The organism is Streptococcus sp. 2020WUSS084 (assembly GCF_044427445.1).
In the GTDB taxonomy this organism is placed as follows: domain Bacteria; phylum Bacillota; class Bacilli; order Lactobacillales; family Streptococcaceae; genus Streptococcus; species Streptococcus suis.
On record NZ_JAOTGC010000001.1, the window covers coordinates 234,725 to 252,692 of the forward strand.

At 41.6% G+C, this 17,968-nt stretch carries 17 protein-coding genes and 1 pseudogene; all 18 read right to left on the reverse strand.

All coding sequences use genetic code 11. The annotated features are described in order from the left end of the window. Nucleotides 1–63: 63 nt before the first annotated feature. Nucleotides 64–2,724 (reverse strand): hypothetical protein, encoded by a 2,661-nt coding sequence (locus ODU50_RS01175; protein WP_105153136.1) that lies wholly within the window; start codon nt 2,722–2,724, stop codon nt 64–66. Nucleotides 2,725–2,850: 126 nt separating this feature from the next. Further along, entirely contained in the window at nt 2,851–3,150 is a 300-nt protein-coding gene (locus ODU50_RS01180; RefSeq protein WP_024383480.1) for a DUF5966 family protein, read from the reverse strand. 13 nt (nt 3,151–3,163) lie between these two features. Further along, the gene (locus tag ODU50_RS01185) at nt 3,164–3,463 is read right to left on the reverse strand and encodes a DUF5962 family protein (protein WP_105153137.1); all 300 of its coding nucleotides are present in this window, start codon (nt 3,461–3,463) and stop codon (nt 3,164–3,166) included. Nucleotides 3,464–3,533: 70 nt separating this feature from the next. Beyond that, nucleotides 3,534–4,382 (reverse strand): annotated as a pseudogene (locus ODU50_RS01190) (hypothetical protein); the annotation flags it as partial. 94 nt (nt 4,383–4,476) lie between these two features. Then, a complete protein-coding gene (ltrA, locus tag ODU50_RS01195) occupies nt 4,477–6,135 on the reverse strand; it encodes a group II intron reverse transcriptase/maturase (RefSeq protein ID WP_105153138.1) in 1,659 nt (552 codons plus the stop codon). A 657-nt stretch (nt 6,136–6,792) separates the two neighbouring features. Further along, the gene (locus ODU50_RS01200) at nt 6,793–8,676 is read right to left on the reverse strand and encodes a recombinase family protein (protein WP_000907413.1); all 1,884 of its coding nucleotides are present in this window, start codon (nt 8,674–8,676) and stop codon (nt 6,793–6,795) included. Nucleotides 8,677–8,729: 53 nt separating this feature from the next. Next, entirely contained in the window at nt 8,730–8,921 is a 192-nt protein-coding gene (locus tag ODU50_RS01205) for a hypothetical protein (RefSeq protein WP_000503424.1), read from the reverse strand. A 70-nt stretch (nt 8,922–8,991) separates the two neighbouring features. Continuing rightward, entirely contained in the window at nt 8,992–9,222 is a 231-nt protein-coding gene (locus ODU50_RS01210; RefSeq protein WP_000659121.1) for a YdbC family protein, read from the reverse strand. A 76-nt stretch (nt 9,223–9,298) separates the two neighbouring features. After that, nucleotides 9,299–10,153 (reverse strand): ParB/RepB/Spo0J family partition protein, encoded by an 855-nt coding sequence (locus ODU50_RS01215; protein WP_000743701.1) that lies wholly within the window; start codon nt 10,151–10,153, stop codon nt 9,299–9,301. Between the two features lie 7 nt (nt 10,154–10,160). Further along, nucleotides 10,161–11,126 (reverse strand): MobV family relaxase, encoded by a 966-nt coding sequence (gene mobV, locus ODU50_RS01220; protein WP_001145977.1) that lies wholly within the window; start codon nt 11,124–11,126, stop codon nt 10,161–10,163. A gap of 403 nt (nt 11,127–11,529) precedes the next feature. Further along, the gene (locus tag ODU50_RS01225; RefSeq protein ID WP_001170965.1) at nt 11,530–12,561 is read right to left on the reverse strand and encodes an AAA family ATPase; all 1,032 of its coding nucleotides are present in this window, start codon (nt 12,559–12,561) and stop codon (nt 11,530–11,532) included. Nucleotides 12,562–12,714: 153 nt separating this feature from the next. Next, nucleotides 12,715–13,188: a sigma factor-like helix-turn-helix DNA-binding protein gene (locus tag ODU50_RS01230; RefSeq protein ID WP_000323521.1), complete on the reverse strand. Its 474-nt coding sequence runs from the start codon at nt 13,186–13,188 to the stop codon at nt 12,715–12,717. An 83-nt stretch (nt 13,189–13,271) separates the two neighbouring features. Continuing rightward, nucleotides 13,272–13,697 (reverse strand): sigma-70 family RNA polymerase sigma factor, encoded by a 426-nt coding sequence (locus ODU50_RS01235; RefSeq protein ID WP_000323896.1) that lies wholly within the window; start codon nt 13,695–13,697, stop codon nt 13,272–13,274. A 94-nt stretch (nt 13,698–13,791) separates the two neighbouring features. Further along, a complete protein-coding gene (locus ODU50_RS01240; RefSeq protein WP_398581288.1) occupies nt 13,792–14,301 on the reverse strand; it encodes a sigma-70 family RNA polymerase sigma factor in 510 nt (169 codons plus the stop codon). Nucleotides 14,302–14,791: 490 nt separating this feature from the next. Further along, on the reverse strand, nt 14,792–14,965 hold the full coding sequence (locus ODU50_RS01245) for a cysteine-rich KTR domain-containing protein (RefSeq protein ID WP_002779755.1): 174 nt from the start codon (nt 14,963–14,965) through the stop codon (nt 14,792–14,794). Nucleotides 14,966–15,016: 51 nt separating this feature from the next. Continuing rightward, on the reverse strand, nt 15,017–16,936 hold the full coding sequence (gene tet(O), locus ODU50_RS01250) for a tetracycline resistance ribosomal protection protein Tet(O) (RefSeq protein ID WP_238710410.1): 1,920 nt from the start codon (nt 16,934–16,936) through the stop codon (nt 15,017–15,019). 366 nt (nt 16,937–17,302) lie between these two features. Continuing rightward, nucleotides 17,303–17,677: a TnpV protein gene (locus ODU50_RS01255; protein ID WP_001129923.1), complete on the reverse strand. Its 375-nt coding sequence runs from the start codon at nt 17,675–17,677 to the stop codon at nt 17,303–17,305. Between the two features lie 41 nt (nt 17,678–17,718). Next, on the reverse strand, nt 17,719–17,968 hold a 250-nt coding region (locus tag ODU50_RS01260; protein WP_104847412.1), incomplete at its 5' end, for a topoisomerase C-terminal repeat-containing protein.

The window sequence follows — 17,968 nt, forward strand, 5'->3', positions numbered from 1 at the left end:
AAAAGGACTACCTGATGGTAATCCAAAAACTGTTGTTATAAAGTCTATATTTTTTAATAGTAACTATTCAAGTGATAAATAATTTTCAAAAATTATTTTTTCTACCTCTCTTTTTATTAATTCTTTTTCATAGATACCAATCATTACACTATCGTATTTTTTAAGTTCATCAGCAATTCCATCTAAATACGTATTTAGTGTCAATTGACTTCTCTTAAGATGATTAAGTAAAGCAAACTTAAATTCTTTTTTAAAATCTTTATCATTGACAACACTTAGATATTGATCCCCTTGACCTTCTGTCAATTTTAAAGTGAAAAATTTCAATAAAGACCCATCGAGACTGTACTTATTACAGCTCGCTTTTTCTTTAATAAGATTAACCATAAATTCTTTTTCATCACGCTTTTCATCCCTCCACCATTTCCAATGTAAAAGTTTTTCAAACAACAAAACTGAACTTAAAGGTAACTTTGCAAAATCATAAGAGGTTAGTACCTCCATATTCTTCAATAAAAACTCACTCATAGATGAATTCAAAGTCTTATAATCATCAGTATAGCTAGGAAATAAATTAGGGGTTATAGAAAGCCCTCTTATGTATTGTTCAACTAAATCTTGTTTTTCCCATCTGTCTTGTAACTCTATACTTCTAAAACCATATGTATGGGTAGACAATATACTTTGAACTACAATGAGTTTTAATTTAGGAATCCCTTTGAAATCTTTCAAAAACTCATCATCAATAAGTTCAATATCTTTTGTCTCAAATACCTTTCCAAGAACTTTCACACCAAGACTCTTACCGTATTCAATCTCAGTGATTATTGAAACCATATCATTATAAATTTTTCCTCTTTCTTCTCTTCTTGATGACAAAACTTCTGATAGAATCTCTACGTAATTTTCAACACTAGAATCCCAATTCCGATTTTCTGGATACAGCAATTGATATAATGCAAATGCCCCACGGTAGTTAACAGACATCGTTTTTACGATTTCTAATAAATTGGTAAAATTTGAAGTACTACTGTCAACATATTCATAATTATCAGTTAGGTACTTAAAACATAATCTAGAGTAGCCAAGCTTATTATCATAATCTCGAATGACAATCTCATCACGACCTCCAAAAGATTCTAATATTATCTCAGGCTCTCTTAAATTAGGAAGAAATACATCTGATAGATCATCCGAGTCACTATATTTATCAAACAGAATATTCCAAATCTTCTCTTCATATTCATTATAATAGTCTCTGATCTCATTACGTTTAACATAATACTGTCCGTCATTTTTAAAATGGAAATCAATTTTTATAATATTTGAATGCAATGAGAAATATACGCTATTAGCGTCAGAATTAGATTCAATTTCAGGGTAGGTTGAAGAGTAAAATACATCCATCTTCTCGATTCTTCCAAAGTCCTCTTTGGAAATCCGAAGACTGGAATCAGAAATTGACTTTTCAAAAACAAATAATTTATCTGTGTTATTTGTTTCCCAGTAACTGCCCCTACTAACATTTTGAGAAAATCTTTCCTGAATTAGATTTACCAATTGTGAAATAGCTTGTTTATTTTTAGCCCTCTCCGCAATTTTTTTAAACATGTAAATATGTATATTATTGATGTCACTATATTCAAACGAATTAATTGAGGGTCTTCTGATTTTCTTATTAAGCTCTACGCCTAGAATGGACTTTTTATTATAAATACCAATGGATTCAAAGTTATAATCACTCTCTATCCAACTTATATTCTTTGTATTTAATTTATCAAATATCTGAACATCTAGCTTAAATAATGAAATTACAAAAGAATTTAATGTATCATCTTCACAATTAATATGAGAAATTAAATCGTATTTGTCTTTTATAAAGGACTTATAATTGACAATATCCCATTCCTTATATCCCTTTATATTTTCAATTATTGTAGAACTTGAGGCAGCAAAATAAACAACATTTAAAAATATGATTTTATCTGTATTATTATCAATATTGGATAAATCCATTTTGACTTGTCTAAAGTAACTCTCCCTAGCACCATAAGAAAATTTTTGCTTGATTAGTTTATTAAAGTATTTGTTATATCTATTTTCAATATCCGATTTAATAACTTCTTTCAGACCTCCATCTGTATTTTTGTTGATAAATATGGTTATTTTAACCACTTTTAAGCTAAATTTCAAAAGAAAAATAAACAAAATCAATAGAAAACCAACTATAGCCTGCCAAATATATTGATAACGAATATCAACTGATGTATTAAATTTAACTATAATAGGAATAACAATTGAAAGTAATAAAGAGCCGAAAAATTCCCAACAATTTGTTAAATGGTACCAAATATTGCTTTTGGTCAAAAAATCCATTTTATGATAACCTAAGTACGTTCCATTTTCTTTATTATCATAACCAGCCATAAATTGTAAAAAACCGATATAAACACCATAACTTGCCCAAATTGTCAAGACTAGAGAAACTAGTGATGCTAAATCTAAATTATTATCACTAGTTTGAAATATTAAAATCTCGTATTGATGGCATACCCAATATATATAACTTATAATTGACCAAAATAAAATATGAGAAAAATATTTTATTTTGTCACCTGAAATTAATTCATCTACAAAGATTGAAAATCTAAGCCAAAAAAACTTCAGAATATAGGACAATACAAGAATAGTTATTGGGGAATACAGGATTAATTTTTCAAACAAGCAAAACACCTCTTCTTTTTTCTAATTAATAATGATTATACCTGATATATTGAAAGCATACAAATACCAATATGAGTTTGTCTCTAAATTATCCATATAAATAGGACTACCCAAACTCAGGTAGCCCTATTTGTATCCCATCATTCTACTTTTCACGATGTCGGTCATAAGTCCAAGCACAAGCAGAATATTAAAAACAATAAAAAATCCTGTAAAACTCCAAATACCATTGGTGGCTAAATCTTCTGTATAAAGGTATCTTTCTGTAAAAAAGAGGTAAATTCCATAGATTTCAATAAAGACTAATCCACTGATGAGTCCGATAAGAAACAAAGCACCTGAAACTTTCACAATCTGATAAAGGACAAGCAACATCAGTCCTATTGCTGCGATAATCAAAAGGCTTTGTAGAATTTGTTCCAGCATCTTACACCTCTTTCTAGGCTAATTGCTTGCGATAATAGTCAGCCTGTTCCTGGTCAAGTTCATCAAGTTGTGCAACCAAGTCAAAGTATTCCGCTTTCGTTACCTCATCTAAGCTTGGAAACTCATTCTCACGACTTGTGATGATGAGTTCCAGCTGTCCAGTGATTTCACGCTTTGAAAAGCTATAATCAAGAGTTTCATCTTCATACTGTTCCTTTAAAGCTTGGTAGTTGGCTCTATCCTCTGGGCTTGTAAAGCCTTGTGCCAACCATTCTTCTAGTTGATAACGCATTTCTTCTAGTGTTTGAGCCATAATCTATTCTCCTTTGGTGATTTCTTGCCTTCATTTTACCGCGTTCAAAAATATTTGTCAGCCTTTTTTCTTATATCTCAAGTGCTATTTGTTGTTCTTGTTGAAGTTGACTGCCTTCATTAAACTTGGCCAAAGCCGCATCTATCTCCTCTATCTCAGCTTCTTTTTCGACCAAGGGAGCTAAAACATCATACTTAGCCTTTACAAGTTGATAATCTTCTTCCTTTGGAAAGACTTTTTCAACTTCTACTTTGGCTACTCGTAGCTTATCTCGTAAGTCCTTAACCATTTCTTCAGTCTTTTCTTGATCATCTATAATATGGTCGATGGCATTACAAATTCGTTGAATGGTTCCTACGTCTGATTTCAAATCTAAGGTAACAGTATAGTGGTTGTCACCAACAATCATTAAAGAGACGGTCTCTGGCAAGGGCTCACTAGGACCTCGTGTAGTCATTTTCAAATCAAATCCTCTAAAGTTGGCCAGAGTCCTGACTTCCTTAGTTTCTGAGCGATTATAGGTAATGAGTTTACGCAGGTAGTCTCCTGCTTCAGCACGATTATCCATCGCCTGATTGTCAAACCGCATAACAAAATCTAGATGTTTAGTTGCTAGGGATTGGGCAATATCTTTATCGTATTGGCTCAACCGTATTTCCATGATAGGGAGATGCTTCTCGCAATAGGAAATAGTGTGACGATATTCATCTTTTGAACGGTTAAAGGCTCGTTTTTGATTTTCTAACACCGTCAGTTCATTTTCCAATTCCATTTTCAGTTTGAGATAGGGGTTACCTGTCGCTAGAGCTTTGAAGTCAGAAGCGGTCATGGTTTGTTCATCAATGTCTTCTGCCGACCGCACAGGGTCTTTTGAGGTCATAATCTGAGTGATATATTTGAGCTTATTCTCCTGTGTCTGGTCGAGTAGGTCAGAGGTCTTGCGACCTCCTTCCCCTCTAAGAACCGTGCATGAGAGTTTCCCCTCACACGGCTCAAGCTTCTATAAGTTCTCGTTAGAGAACCAGCGTGTTTTCTTTTACATTTTTATGACAAGTAGGGTGTACCAATGTTTTTATTGGTTTATGGTTTTTCACTGTTTGGTGAACACGGAAATCTGTTTCTTTGGTAATCTTCAATTCGCAAACTGGACAAAGCCCTTTTTGTTTATAGTAAAGTCCGTTAATCACACGTCTTCCTTTTAGTTCCTGTCGCATTTGCTTTTCTTGTCGTTCCTCAAAATACAGTTGCCATTGTTCATCAAACGGATTGGCTTCCGCCTTAATTTTAATATGTCGGCGAATATCAGTATCAGAAGCATATTTCAAGCGAAGATAGAACCGCTCGCCATTTTCCATTGTATCGACAGTTGGAACACTAAAAATCCAACTACGACTACCAAAAGTATGGAAATATTTATTGGCTATCCACTTTCTCCCCTTTTTAGGATGTCTTCGGATACACCACTGCCATAAACACTGATAAATATCAAAATCAAGTCTTTGAAATGCTTCTGTTGAAACATTGTGCTTTTGGTAGTTAACCCAACCTATAATAATAGGGTTTAACTTACGGATTAACAACTCCTGTTTCATCGACGGGTTCTTTTTGATAATATCCCTGATTTTCAAAACAATACTTTCGTAATTCTTTTTGGAGGGTTTGGTTAGTAGTTTTCCGTCGTACATTCTAATGTTTACGCCCAGAAAATCAAAGCCGTCCGTGATATGGGTTATCAACGTTTTTTCTTCCGATAACTCCAAACCACGTTCTTTCAAGAACTCAATAATGGCTGGTTTGACCTCATTTTCCAATAGTTCCTTACTGACACCAGTAACAATAAAGTCATCCGCATACCTAACAAAATTAATTTTTGGTGCATAGACCTTACCATTAACCTTTTTCTTTCTAAATGTTGTTGAAAGTTTTCTCTCAATACCATCTAGTACCATATTTGAAATGATTGGTGAGATTGGTGAACCTTGAGGACTTCCAAACTCTGTTGGAAATAACTTTCGATTTTCAATATAACCACTTTTCAACCATTTTCCAAGTATTGTCTTGTTCATTGGAATGTGTTTCATTATCCACTCGTGACTGATATTATCAAAACATCCTTTAATGTCACCTTCTAACACCCACTTAGCAGATTTTTGTTTACTCAAAGCTGAGAAACATTGTTCAATAGCATCCTGAGTACTTCTTTTGGGTCTAAAGCCATAAGAATTTGGGTCTGCTGTTGTTTCTGCAATAGGTTCTAGAGCGAACTTAAATAATGTCTGCATTGCTCTATCTGTCATCGTTGGAATACTAAGAGGTCTTTTCTTACCGTTTTTCTTAGGAATATAAATCCGTCTTAGTGGTTTTGGACAATAGCCCCTAACCTTTAATTTCTTGATTGCTTGATATTTAGCATTAGGAGTTAACCATAGCTCTTTATCAACGCCACTTGTCTTTTTGCCTTGGTTTTCAGTGACACGTTTCACTGCCAAGGCTCTTGCATAAAATGAAGTTGTTAGTAAATGTTGGAGTGATTTCACTCGGTTAAATTTACCCAACTTCCACGCTTTCACAATACGCATTTGTAGTTTTTTAACATAGATTTCAGCTTTCACAAAGTCAATACTTTCCCAGCTGTTAGCTATGTTAGTAGTAGCACACAATTTACTGTTCATTTGCTTTCTCCTTTCAAAAATTCTACAAGTTCTCTTGTGATTAGAAACCGAATGGAAGTCTGCACTCTTTCGAGTTGAGGCAAATCTTGAACCTCTATCCATCTCATTACAAGATGGCATTCGCTTTTTCCATTTTCCTATACCTGCACTGTTATCAGCATTTCTTACGATTTGCCTTGCTAGAAGCAACAATACAGGCTTACCATGTTCCACTTAATGAACAAAATGATAGGTTAGGCTCCACCTCTCTGCCGGCAGTCATCTGTCCGTGTAACCCCACTATGGAAAGGGTTATCCGACTGCACACCTTTTGGTTCAGGCTTATCAGCAACTTTAGCCTGTTCAACTTAACGACATTTAACAGTGGTTCACATTTGTTAGCCATACTATCAAGCCTAGCTCCCTAACCGCTTTGTTGCTAGCAGTATCGGTCTCCCCTCACGGTTCGACCTTAAAGTAGGGCTACCTTACGTATCAGCTTACCACATGGCGAACATGCAGTTGATACTTGGCTCAACTAACGGAATAGTTGGTCTGGTCATCATGCCAGACAGTTCAATTAAGCGACTTCATGTCGCACCCAGAGGTAATTATCAAAACTCCCTTTGGTAATGTAATGATAAATATCTACCACTTGGTGCATGTTTCCTTGTCGAATCAGTCGTCCATTTCGCTGGACAATATCAGTCGGTCATTTTTTGCGGACAGTTCAATACATGCCCTTCGGTTCCTCTCCCTACTCCTGCGTTTGCTCTCGTTTGATTTCTCCCTCTGTATCCTCTTAGCACAAGCGGGACAATACTTTGATATTCCAGAGCTGGGGACGTATTCAACACCGCACACCGTACAATTTTTAGGCTTTAACGCCGTCCACCGCTTTGTGGGTGTGATATGTAATTCACCGACAAAGCCGATGAATTTATAGTAAATCTTGATTTCCTGCCTTACTGTCCCGTCCGCAAGTTTCTCACGTTCCGAAACAAGTATCTTGTCTATGAGTGCGTTTATGATGGTTGCGTCCAACTCTTTCAGCCCCTGATAGTTGCGGATTAGGGATAGAAAGTCCCTCACGCCCTGCGATTTCTCATAGCTGTCATTGAGCGTTTCCGTTACCTCTTTCAGCCGTGCTTCAATTTCAAGCTGCTCTTTCTGGTATTTCCCCGACATCATCTCAAAATTCCGCTCCGTGATACGCTCCATTACCTTGTCCTCATAGAGAGAGGAAAACAGCCTGTCAAGCTCCGCAAGGCGTTTGTTCAGCTTCTTCTTTTCTTTCTCTAATGATTTCGCCCTGCTCTGGTCTGTTTCCGTGAGCCGCCTTTCTATGGCTCTGACCGCCTTTTCATCATTGACCGCCATATCCGCAAAGCGGTTGATGTCGGCAAGGACGGCATTGAATAAGTCCCTCGCTTCAATGCTGTGTGCGGTACACATAACATTGCCATATCTGCCATAATTATTGCAGGTGTATTGTACGCAGTCGATGATGTCGGGGCGTTTCCTCCTGTTGGCACTCGCCGCCCGCATCGCATAGCCGCAGTCCGCACACTTGATAACGCCCGAAAAGATATTCTCAAATCCCCCTGCGTTCTGCTCCCGCCTGCGGCTCGTCATAAGCTGCTGTACGGTGTCAAATTCCTCCTGCGTAACTATCCCCTCATGGGTGTCTGGTATCACTTCCCATTCTTCGGGCAGCTTAGAGGGGCGTTTCTTGCTTTTCATGTTGGCTGCAATCCGCTTGTAGCCTGCAAGGTTGCCCGCATATATCGGGCTTCTTAAAATGCCCCTCACGCTGTTCTCGCTCCAAATATAACGGTTTTCCTCGTTATCCTCAAAGTACCGCTCATAGCCTGTTGCCCCTTGCTCCACCGCATAAGCGGCAGGGCGTAGGATATGCTGTTTGTTGATGTGCTTGCGGATTTTGGCGATGCCGTTGCCCGCTAACGCAAGGTCGAATATCTCCCTTACCACATGGGCAACTTTGTCATCTATCAGCAGATGGTTGTGGTCGGCAGGGTCTTTGACATAGCCATAAGGGGCTGTTGTTCCCATGAATTTCCCCTGCTGAAACCTCGCACGGTACGCCGATTTTATCTTGACTGACACATCGGCAGAATACATTTCGTTTAGGATGTTGCGGAAAGGCGTGATGTCCATAGCGGATTTGTTTAAGGTGTCCACGCCGTCATTGACCGCTATATACCTCACGTTATGCTCTGGGAAAAAGACTTCCAGATATAACCCACAATCAAGATAGTTCCTCCCCAGACGGGATAAATCTTTTGTAATCACGCAGTTTATCAGCCCGTTTTCAATGTCCTTAATCATATTCTGGAAACTTGGTCTTTGGAAATTTGTTCCAGAGTAGCCATCGTCAACATACGTTTTTGCTAAATGCCATCCCTGCCTTTTCACATAATCCGTGAGGATGGATTTTTGTGTCGCAATGCTCGCACTCTCGTTATCCGTGCCATCGTCCTTTGATAAGCGGCAGTAAATGCCGACTTCATAAATCTTGTTCTCCGTTCTTATTCCTGCCATACTGTAAAACCTCCATATCTGTCCTAACGTTTTCATGTTCCATTGCGTACATTCTAAGCGGACAGCCCCTCATTGTCGAAGGTGTCGCCCTCGGCAATCTTCTTCCGAATATCCTCGGAGATAATCGGGACAAACGCTTCTGCAACGGTCTGTGTGCCGATATATTCTCGACTGATAATCATTTGTACTTGCCCTTTTGGCACAATACGCTTTCTTCTTCCAGTTGTTTTCCTATCCTCGCCCATACTTAAATCTTCCTTTCCAGACAGGGCAGGAGAACGTCTGGAAACGCCCCGCCCTGTCAATCAGATACCATCAATCCCCGCTGTTTACTTCTTTCTGTAATGCTTCAAGGAGTGCCGCTGCTTCATCAGCGTTCAACGTGATACCCTTTCCGCACTTCTCACGGTTCGGGGAAAAGCTGCGGATGTCATATTTCGGCTCTCTCCCGTTCCATGAAATAAGATTGATTTCCTTTGTGTAGCCGCTGTCACTCGCAGACAATACGGCGATTTCCTTTACAATCTCATACTGGATTTCTTTCATTCCTTACCTCATTCTCCTTAAAATTCTGTCTTTCTTCTGTTCCAAATTCCTGCATTTACTTCCCGAAAAAAGAAGGTTAGCGGCTGTCCCTGCTCCGTTTTCTCTGCAACTCACGTTCCAGAAGTCGGATGATGGTTTCCTCCATCTGCTTCGGCGTTGTGTCCTTCGGAAAGTATTTTTTCAGTTTGCTTGTGTTGATTTTCAAGGTTTCTTTCTGGTTTCCCTTTTCCTCCGTCATAATGGAAAATATCATATCCATGTCAAGCTGCCCGCTCTGGCTCATGCTTTTCATCCGCTGTGCCTGTGAGAGTGAGGGCGTTGCTTCTTCGCTCTCCATCGTGGCAAAGAGATTTTCCTGCTCGTCTTTCTTCAAAAAGGACAGTTCCACCGCAGGTGTGAGGGCGATTTTCCCCTCGTCCACCATCTGCAAAATCGGCGGTATCAGTTCCGTCAGGCGGATAAAACGCTGGACGGTCATCCTGCCCACGCCGAAGCCCTGTGCCACTTTGTCGTCCGTCCGCAACTTCGTCACAACTTGTGACGAGGTTAAGTCTGTGCGGAAACCCTGCCGCTTCATGGCTTCGGATTTCATCCTGTAGGCAAACGCCCGCTCCGATGGCAGGATATTTTCACGCTGTAAATTACTGTCTACAAGGGTGATGATGGCTCGGTCACGGTCTAAGGGCAGGACAAATGCAGGCACGGTATTTATACCTGCAAGTTCGGACGCACGGACACGCCGCTGCCCCGCAATCACTTCATAACCGTTCCCGTCCTCTTTCGGGCGTGTGATTATCGGCGTGACAATGCCAAATTCCTTGATGCTTTCCGCTAACTCTGACAGCGTTTCATCCTCCACAACATGAAACGGATTGTCGGGAAACGGGTATAAATCTTTGGTCTTTAACACCTTAAAATCCTGTTTCTTCATTCACTTTTTACCTTTCTCTTGATTTGTTTCTGCCTGTTCTCTGTAATTCTTCCAACACTTCTGGCGGTATCTTTGAGAGCAGCCGCCCCATCTGCTCGTTGGTTCTCTGCAATTCAAATATCCTCTGGTTGGCTTTCTGCACCTTTAATTCCTGCTCGTACTTTTCATCACGCATACGCCCTGCATAGTCGGCTTCCTGCCCGATTTGCTCCTTTAAGCTGTCGATATACGCCTGCTGTCTGCCGATTTCCTTAGAGAATTTCTCCACTTCGGGCAGCCATGCGGCAACCAGTTCCAGAGCCTTGTCACGCTTTTTCCCTGCGTTAAAGGCGTTGATGTCGGACAGGGCAGACACGATTTCCCCATACTGCTTATCAAGCCTGCCGCCCAACTTATAGAGCCATGTGGGGACGTGTTTCCGCTTGGTTTCCATCGAAGATTGACCTCTCTCAAGCTGATTCCAACGTGAGGACATCCGCTCATGGTAGGCGGTCTGCCACTCCGACAGGCTCTTTTGATTGCCTAAAATTGTTTTGGCGGACAGCTTATTGTCTGGTGTAATCGGCACAAAGCAGAGGTGCATATGGGGCGTTCTCTCGTCCATGTGGACGACTGCGGAGAGGATATTCTGCTCCCCGACACGCTCCGAAATGAAATCCAGAGCCATCGTAAAATACGCTTTCTGTTCTTCGGGCGGTAACTGGTTCATAAATTCTGGTGAAGCCGTGATGAGCGTTTCCACCATCATCACGCTGTCTTTCCTTGTCCTGCACCCTGCTTCGGCTACCTTTCGGTTAATCTCTTTCTTATAGGTGTACTTTGGCGGTGCGACAAGATGATAGTTATTTTTAGAGCGTTCCATGTCGATATCTGGGTTGCTTTTGTAGGCTTCTTTCTTCCGCTCGTTGTGGCGTTCGCAAGCCGCAACGCCGCCCGCTTTGCGTTTCTGGAAACGCAGGATTGCATAGGGCATAATCCATCATCTTCCTTTCTTCGGCGGGTAACTGCCCTTTGGGTGACAGCAGTGACGGTGGTGACGGCAGTTTTGGGATGCCCCCTGCCGATTGCCGTAACTGTCACCCTTATCCCCTGCATGACGGTCATGACGATGGTGACGGTGTTTTTGGGATACTCCCTCGCAAGAGCTGTAACCGTCATGCCGCCGTTCTTTTATCCGAAGCCGCAAGGCGTAGGATAGCAGGGCGTAAGACCTGCCATAAGGGAGTCCAGAGGGAACGTCTGGCACACGGCTCTTTGCAGGGCAAAGTGTAGTGTGTTACACCCCGTAGGGATGACAGCGGCAGGGTATCCTAAAATCACTGTCACCACCGTCACTGCTGTCACCCGCAGGGCAGAGCCGCCAGCTTTACATGGCTTTAAGCGTCAATGACAGTAACAGGGGGTATCCCAATATCGCTGTCACCGCCGTCACCGCTGTCACCCGCCCTCCTTGCAAGGGCAATCTGCCTGCCGTCTTTCCTGCGGCTGTACTGGTAGCAGATACGGTTCTCGCTTAAAAATGTGGTGTGATATTCATTCAGCCATTTCGTAATCACCGTGGGTATGGTTTCCGTTTCCCCCATAGCGGCTAACAGCTCCGTTGCCGTGCCTGCCCATTCTTCCTTATCCCTCATAAAATCCACCAACCGAAAAAGGACATCTGGTATCGTTTCTTTCGCAAGCTGCTCCTGCGTTTTCCTCTCCACAAGTTCCCAACTGCAATCACGGAAACGGAGCGTGTATTCCTGATAGGGCGTGTCCCTGCCCGTTACATACAGCTTGGCGGTGTCAGATGCCCGTTTCTCCTTTTCCAGAACAAAGGTAGCGTCCGCACTCCCCGTTAAGCCTGTCGTCCCAGACACCTTGTTGAACACATCGCTGTCATTCTGCTTTCGGATGTGGTGTACGACAATGACCGCCAGAGAGTGCCTGTCGGCAAAATCTTTGATTAGGGAGATGTCCCCATAGTCGCTTGCATAGGCGTTGTCTTTTGAAGCTGTACGGACTTTCTGCAAGGTATCAATGACAATGAGCCTGCTGTCTGGATAGTCTTTCAGATAATCCTCAAGCTGCACGATAAGACCGTCTGACAGCTTGCAGCTTGCCACGGCAAAATGAAGCCGCCCGCTCGCTTCGTCCGTCAAACGGAACAGCCTGTCCTGTATGCGGCAGAACGTGTCCTCAAGGCAGAGGTAAAGCACATCGCCCTCCATTGTCGTCATGTCCCATAAGGGGATTCCCTGCGACACGCATAAGCACAGCTTCAGCATGAGCCAGCTCTTGCCTATCTTCTGTGAGCCGCAGAACAGCGACAAGCCTGTGGGGATAAGGCTGTCCACCACAAAGGACGGCTTCTCAAGCGGCTCATAAAGGAGCGTTTCGGCGTTGACTGTCTGTAACTTCTGCATGGGTTTCCTCCTTTCGGGCAGTTATCTTGTTTTTGTTGCACATAGGCGTTGACCTCCTTAAAAATAGATTTACTCCCACGAAAAAAGTGAGAGTATGTAATACCGCCAATCCCACACAAATAAAAAACAGATTTCTTTTTCGGGCGGTGTCGGTCATGGTTGGAGATATTTCCTCATTTCCGCTTTTACTTTCTTCTTTGCAACAGCAACGGATTTCTGTATTGCAGAAGCGGTGCAATGCTCCATAGCGGCGATTTGGTAAAAATTGAACTCATACTCGTAGTAGAGCAGGAAACGTCGCCTTTGTATCTCTGGCAGTCTGTCAACCGCCTTACAGAGCAGTTCCGCCCGTTCTGCTTCAATCATTTGTTCCTCAATGCTCTTAGGCAGCTTTAACGCCCGCCTGTTCAGCGTTTCGTCCCATACTTCCGAAAACTCCCTGTGCCGCTCGTCCCATTGGAGAAGATTCCTGTTCCTGCGTTCCATCTGCCGAAATTCAAAGAATAACTGCTCGGATACTTCCAGTTCGTGGTGTTCCCCCTGCCCGTCCTTAAAACTGATAAAATACCTTATACCGCTTTCCGTGGATTCCTCCCGAAGCGTGTACGCCTTAGCTTTATATGCCATCCCGTTTTCCTCCTGCCAAAAATAAGCGGGGAGATTCCACTCCCCACCCAGTAGCCCGCAGAATAATGGGATGTATTAGACGCTTACAAAATTTTCCGAAGCTTCTTCCGCAGATGGTCTAACCTCGCATAGATGGCACCAGTCGTCAAATGCACAAGTGGGGCAATCTCCTTTGTGGAATACCCCTGCATTTTCAGCAGGACGATTTTCAAGGTACGCCCGTCCACCGTGACTAATACTTGATAGAGATTTTCGCTCTCAATCTCGTCCAGTAACTCCGCAACTGTATTCACCTCCGCTTGCCGCTCCCTGTCTGCCATGTCCTCAAGGTATTCCGCAACGTCATTCGTCCATCGGTAAAACCGCCTGTTGGAATTGAAGTCTGCCCTGTCCGCTATGCGTATCTGCTCAATGGTCACTTCATCAACGCCGCACTCACGCAGCAGCTTTTCCTCCGCTTCTTTCCAGATACGCCATTTCCTGTCCTCCCGTCCGTGGTTGTATGCCATTCTTTCTTCCTCCAATCAGAATTGATTGAGAGGGCAGAGAAAAGCCCCCTCATTTTCCCAAAGGAAAAAACAAGGGGGCTGAACGCCTTAAATTTTAATTTTCTATTATCTTTCTTAGTTTTCTTAGGATTCTGGCTTTGCGTTTGTTCACAACGCTCTGGGTTATGCCTAACCTCGCCCCGACTTCACGCTCGGAAAGTCCGTCAAAAAAGATTGCCTGTATCAACTCCTGCTCACTATCCGACAACAAAGGCAGGGCGGCTTTCAGCCTGTCCACCATAACAGCATTGACAACGGTTTCCGCAATGTCCGCCGCTTCATCAGCGATAAAGTCCAGAGGATTCCCCTCGCTGTCCGTAAATCCGTCCAGAGATAGCAGGCTGTTCCTCGCATCTAATTTTTGCAGGTAACGCCACCGTTCCTTGTCACGGTAGAAGTCTGTGTATTGCTCCCTCACGACTTCAAGCAGACAGCCTTGAATGGGGATAAACAGCTTGTCCATATAGGTCTGGTCGGATTCCCTGCAACGGCAGAACTCCGTGTAGGATAATTCCACATAGCCGCCACTTTCTCTGATATATACCTTTCTTGGTGCATATTTCACCATAAATACCTCCCATCTGAATTTTTGAAATGTAAAAAATCCAGATGGAGAGGCGGAGAACGACACCGCATATCAGAAACAGCCCTACGGCACTTTCCAACAAAAATCGACAAAAGAAAAACCGCAAAGGCTCTGTGACCTTTACGGTTATAGGAAATAGTAATTCTATTGTATGGAGATTGTACTTCTACTTTCAAGGTGAGAAGTACCGTTGCACTGGCAGAAATTTTTTTAACTGGTTTCCTGCCGTTCTCTGATATGCTATGTATTGATAAATTTTGCTTCGTATGAGCAGATAGATAACTGCCCGAAAAAAGGACATAAAAAAATCCCTCCAAATTTAAAAACAAATTCAGAGGGTAATTTAGGGTATAACAAAATAACCCACCCGAATATCGTTTTTTTTATTTGGTGAGTTTGTTCTTTCAAATACGAAACAAAAAGAGCCGATGATTCGTGAATTGTTCCACAATTTCATCGGCTCTGCGTCTTAAGCGTCTGGCTCTTTGATGACAGTTATCTTCAAGTTGTCAACTTTAATCAATCTTTCTTGTCTGCATTTTGGACAATAAAGGGGATAATTCTCCAAAACAGTGTCCTTCCTAATTTTATTACGGGTTTTGCTCCCACAAACAGGACACAATATCCATTCGCATTTCATCATAATTAGTCTCTAATCCTTTCAAATCTCATTTTATATGACTTTTGCAAGCTGTTAAGCTAACTTGTGGAACATATGCCGAACCTTATCTATACGGCTATTCGGGCGGCGGGGTTGGCAAATAAATTTACCAATAGCTGGCTGGTATCCTTTTAACTCTGTCAAGCAGACTCCCTGCCCATTTGTGAAATAAGTTAAATCGTTCCTGTATTCTTGAATACATCTAGCAGGGATTTCTCCTTTCAGAATGACCTCGTCATTCTTTATCTGAGTACTTACAATATCTGCACAATACCTTGGAGCATCATGATACGCCCGTGAGAGATATTCCTGCGGTGCATAAATTTCAAAGTGGAGATATGGCTCTAATAGTTCTGTCCCTGCTTTTTTTAAAGCCTGCTCCAATACGATAGGGGAAAGCAGCCGAAAGTCTGCGGGGGTACTTACAGGACTATAATACAATCCATATTCAAAACAGATTTTACAGTCTGTCACTTTCCATCCATACAGCCCCTGCTCGCAGCCATAAAGAACCCCCTCCATAACCGCATTTTGGAACGATTGATTTAAATATCCAAGTGAAACTCTGCTTTCATACTGCACTCCGCTTCCAATAGGGAGCGGCTCTATGGACAACCCGACAGAAGCCCAGAAAGGATTTGGCGGGACTTCTATGTGGATGGTATATTCTGCTTTTCTAAGCGGTCTTTCCATATATATAACAGTAGACTCTTTTATTTCTGCCTCCACATGATATTTTTCCTCAAGGATGGCACAAATGACTTCCATCTGCACATTCCCCAAAAAAGAAAGTATAATCTCATGCGTTGTAGTATCCACGTAATACTTTAAAAGAGGATCGCCATCTGAGATTTCTGTAAGTGCCTCAAGCAACACTTCCCGCTGTTCGGATTTCTTTACTTCAATTGTTGTTTGGAGCATAGGGAGCGGATTTTCAATAAATTTTCTCTGCGGCAACAGTATTTCGTTCCCCAAAATACTGTTTAGCTGCAAAACATCATTTGGTAAAATTACAATATCACCAGAGTAAGCCGTATCTGCTAAACACAATTCACCGTTTGTAGGAATACTCATCTCTGTAATTTTTATTTTCTCTTTTTCTGATATTCTGACAACGTCCCTCGAATGCAATGCGCCGCTGTACAGACGCACATAAGCCAAACGCCTCCTTTTTTCTGAATATTCAATCTTAAAAACCTGCCCGCATAGTTCAGATTGACCTTCAGGCGTTGATGAATAAAATTTACTGGCAATCACTTCTATAAGCTGCCGAATCCCCAGATTGTTTTTAGCGCTTCCGTGATAAACGGGAAATAACGTTCCGTTTTGGAATCTCCTGTTTTCTTCCTGTTCCAGTTCTGACATTTTAAACGGTTTCCCTGACATATATTTCTCTAATAGTTCATCGTTTCCCATAATTACCGTATCCCACTGTTCCATATCGTCATTGTCTGTTACATTTATATGGGGATGCTGCCCAACCTTTTGCTTCACTATAATTTCCGAAGAAAGCTTTGCTTTCATTTCTCGATATACCATTGGCAAATCAATCCCCTCTTGGTCAATTTTATTGATGAAAAAAATTGTCGGAATCTTCATTGTCTGTAGTGCATGAAACAGTATACGGGTCTGTGCCTGTATGCCATCCTTTGCAGAAACTAATAATACTGCTCCGTCTAATACGGATAAAGAACGGTATACTTCCGCCAAAAAATCCATATGGCCTGGCGTATCTATAATGTTGACTTTTACATCCTCCCACTGAAAAGATGTCACTGCTGTCTGGATAGTGATTCCCCTTTGACGCTCCAAATTCATTGTATCTGTCCTTGTTGTGCCTTTATCTACGCTCCCTGGTTCTGCAATTGCACCACTGGTATACAATAAACTCTCCGTTAATGTTGTCTTTCCTGCGTCAACGTGAGCCAGAATGCCTAAGTTAATTATTTTCATGTGATTTTCCTCCTATCAACACCCAAAAAAGGGCATAAAAATACCCAGTGATAAATACTCCTATCACTGGGTAAATAACTCCAATAGCCCCAAAACACTTATATGTTTTCGGGCATATAAAATTACATGATAAAAGTATTCTTAAACTGGGTACAAAAAACTAAGCCCCATATTAAAAGTGAAACGGGACTGCTACTTTTTGTTCCCACTATCAAATTGACAGTTTATTTATGAATACCTTGCCGCATATTTATTAACTCCTTGTATAATACTGAATCTAATTATATTCCTTAACCCTTTATTTGTCAAGCTGACAAACTAAAGCAGAAAAAGCGGCAGGATTTCCCCCTGCCACTAATCATCTGTTTATGCAAAAATAATTTCCTTTTCCACAATCTCCCTCGCACAAGCCCTTATGTTATTGAGGCATCCTGTCCATTCTAAGGCGTTTTCTGCCTTTAGCTGTTCCGTTATGCCCTGTGCCTGTTTCATACCCTCTATGAGCCTTTCAAAGCGTTCCTGTGCCTGTCTGTCAATGTCGGCAAGGTAAGCGTTAAGTCTGCCGCTTGTAAGAAGATTGGTGTATGTAACTTTGCAGTGATGCTTCAGATAATCCAAATGCCGCTGTCCCCAGATGCCTATCGGCTGTTCTTCTTCGGCGGGTACAGTTAAGCACGGTATTAAATAATCGCCTTGCCTTTCGTATTTGCCGCCCAGTTCCTCAAATAATGATTTTGCCATTGTCTGTTACCTCAAAAGCCCTCTTTAAAGGGCTTTTATGTTTATTTTGAAAAAGAGATAAAATCAATATATCCCTTTTCCCCAATTTTTACAACGGCATTGTAGGGCTTTTTCTCTTTGTTTTTGATTCCTTTTACCAGGGTTTCTTTTCCCTCTAGTAATTCTTTTACATTTGTTTTGGTGAGTTTTTTCTTTCTAAAATGTTCAGCTAAAGTAAACTTACATTCAGGATAATTTGAACAACCATAAAACGATTTTTTTAATACAATATTGTTGCCACACTTAGGACAT

What these genes read in the sequence shown, in the direction of transcription:
- ODU50_RS01180 (WP_024383480.1), bottom strand. Translation starts at nt 3,150, where the DNA reads ATGCTGGAACAAATTCTACAAAGCCTTTTGATTATCGCAGCAATAGGA.
- ODU50_RS01185 (WP_105153137.1), bottom strand. Translation starts at nt 3,463, where the DNA reads ATGGCTCAAACACTAGAAGAAATGCGTTATCAACTAGAAGAATGGTTG.
- ltrA (WP_105153138.1), bottom strand. Translation starts at nt 6,135, where the DNA reads ATGAACAGTAAATTGTGTGCTACTACTAACATAGCTAACAGCTGGGAA.
- ODU50_RS01200 (WP_000907413.1), bottom strand. Translation starts at nt 8,676, where the DNA reads ATGGCAGGAATAAGAACGGAGAACAAGATTTATGAAGTCGGCATTTAC.
- ODU50_RS01205 (WP_000503424.1), bottom strand. Translation starts at nt 8,921, where the DNA reads ATGGGCGAGGATAGGAAAACAACTGGAAGAAGAAAGCGTATTGTGCCA.
- ODU50_RS01210 (WP_000659121.1), bottom strand. Translation starts at nt 9,222, where the DNA reads ATGAAAGAAATCCAGTATGAGATTGTAAAGGAAATCGCCGTATTGTCT.
- ODU50_RS01215 (WP_000743701.1), bottom strand. Translation starts at nt 10,153, where the DNA reads ATGAAGAAACAGGATTTTAAGGTGTTAAAGACCAAAGATTTATACCCG.
- mobV (WP_001145977.1), bottom strand. Translation starts at nt 11,126, where the DNA reads ATGCCCTATGCAATCCTGCGTTTCCAGAAACGCAAAGCGGGCGGCGTT.
- ODU50_RS01225 (WP_001170965.1), bottom strand. Translation starts at nt 12,561, where the DNA reads ATGCAGAAGTTACAGACAGTCAACGCCGAAACGCTCCTTTATGAGCCG.
- ODU50_RS01230 (WP_000323521.1), bottom strand. Translation starts at nt 13,188, where the DNA reads ATGGCATATAAAGCTAAGGCGTACACGCTTCGGGAGGAATCCACGGAA.
- ODU50_RS01235 (WP_000323896.1), bottom strand. Translation starts at nt 13,697, where the DNA reads ATGGCATACAACCACGGACGGGAGGACAGGAAATGGCGTATCTGGAAA.
- ODU50_RS01245 (WP_002779755.1), bottom strand. Translation starts at nt 14,965, where the DNA reads ATGATGAAATGCGAATGGATATTGTGTCCTGTTTGTGGGAGCAAAACC.
- ODU50_RS01255 (WP_001129923.1), bottom strand. Translation starts at nt 17,677, where the DNA reads ATGGCAAAATCATTATTTGAGGAACTGGGCGGCAAATACGAAAGGCAA.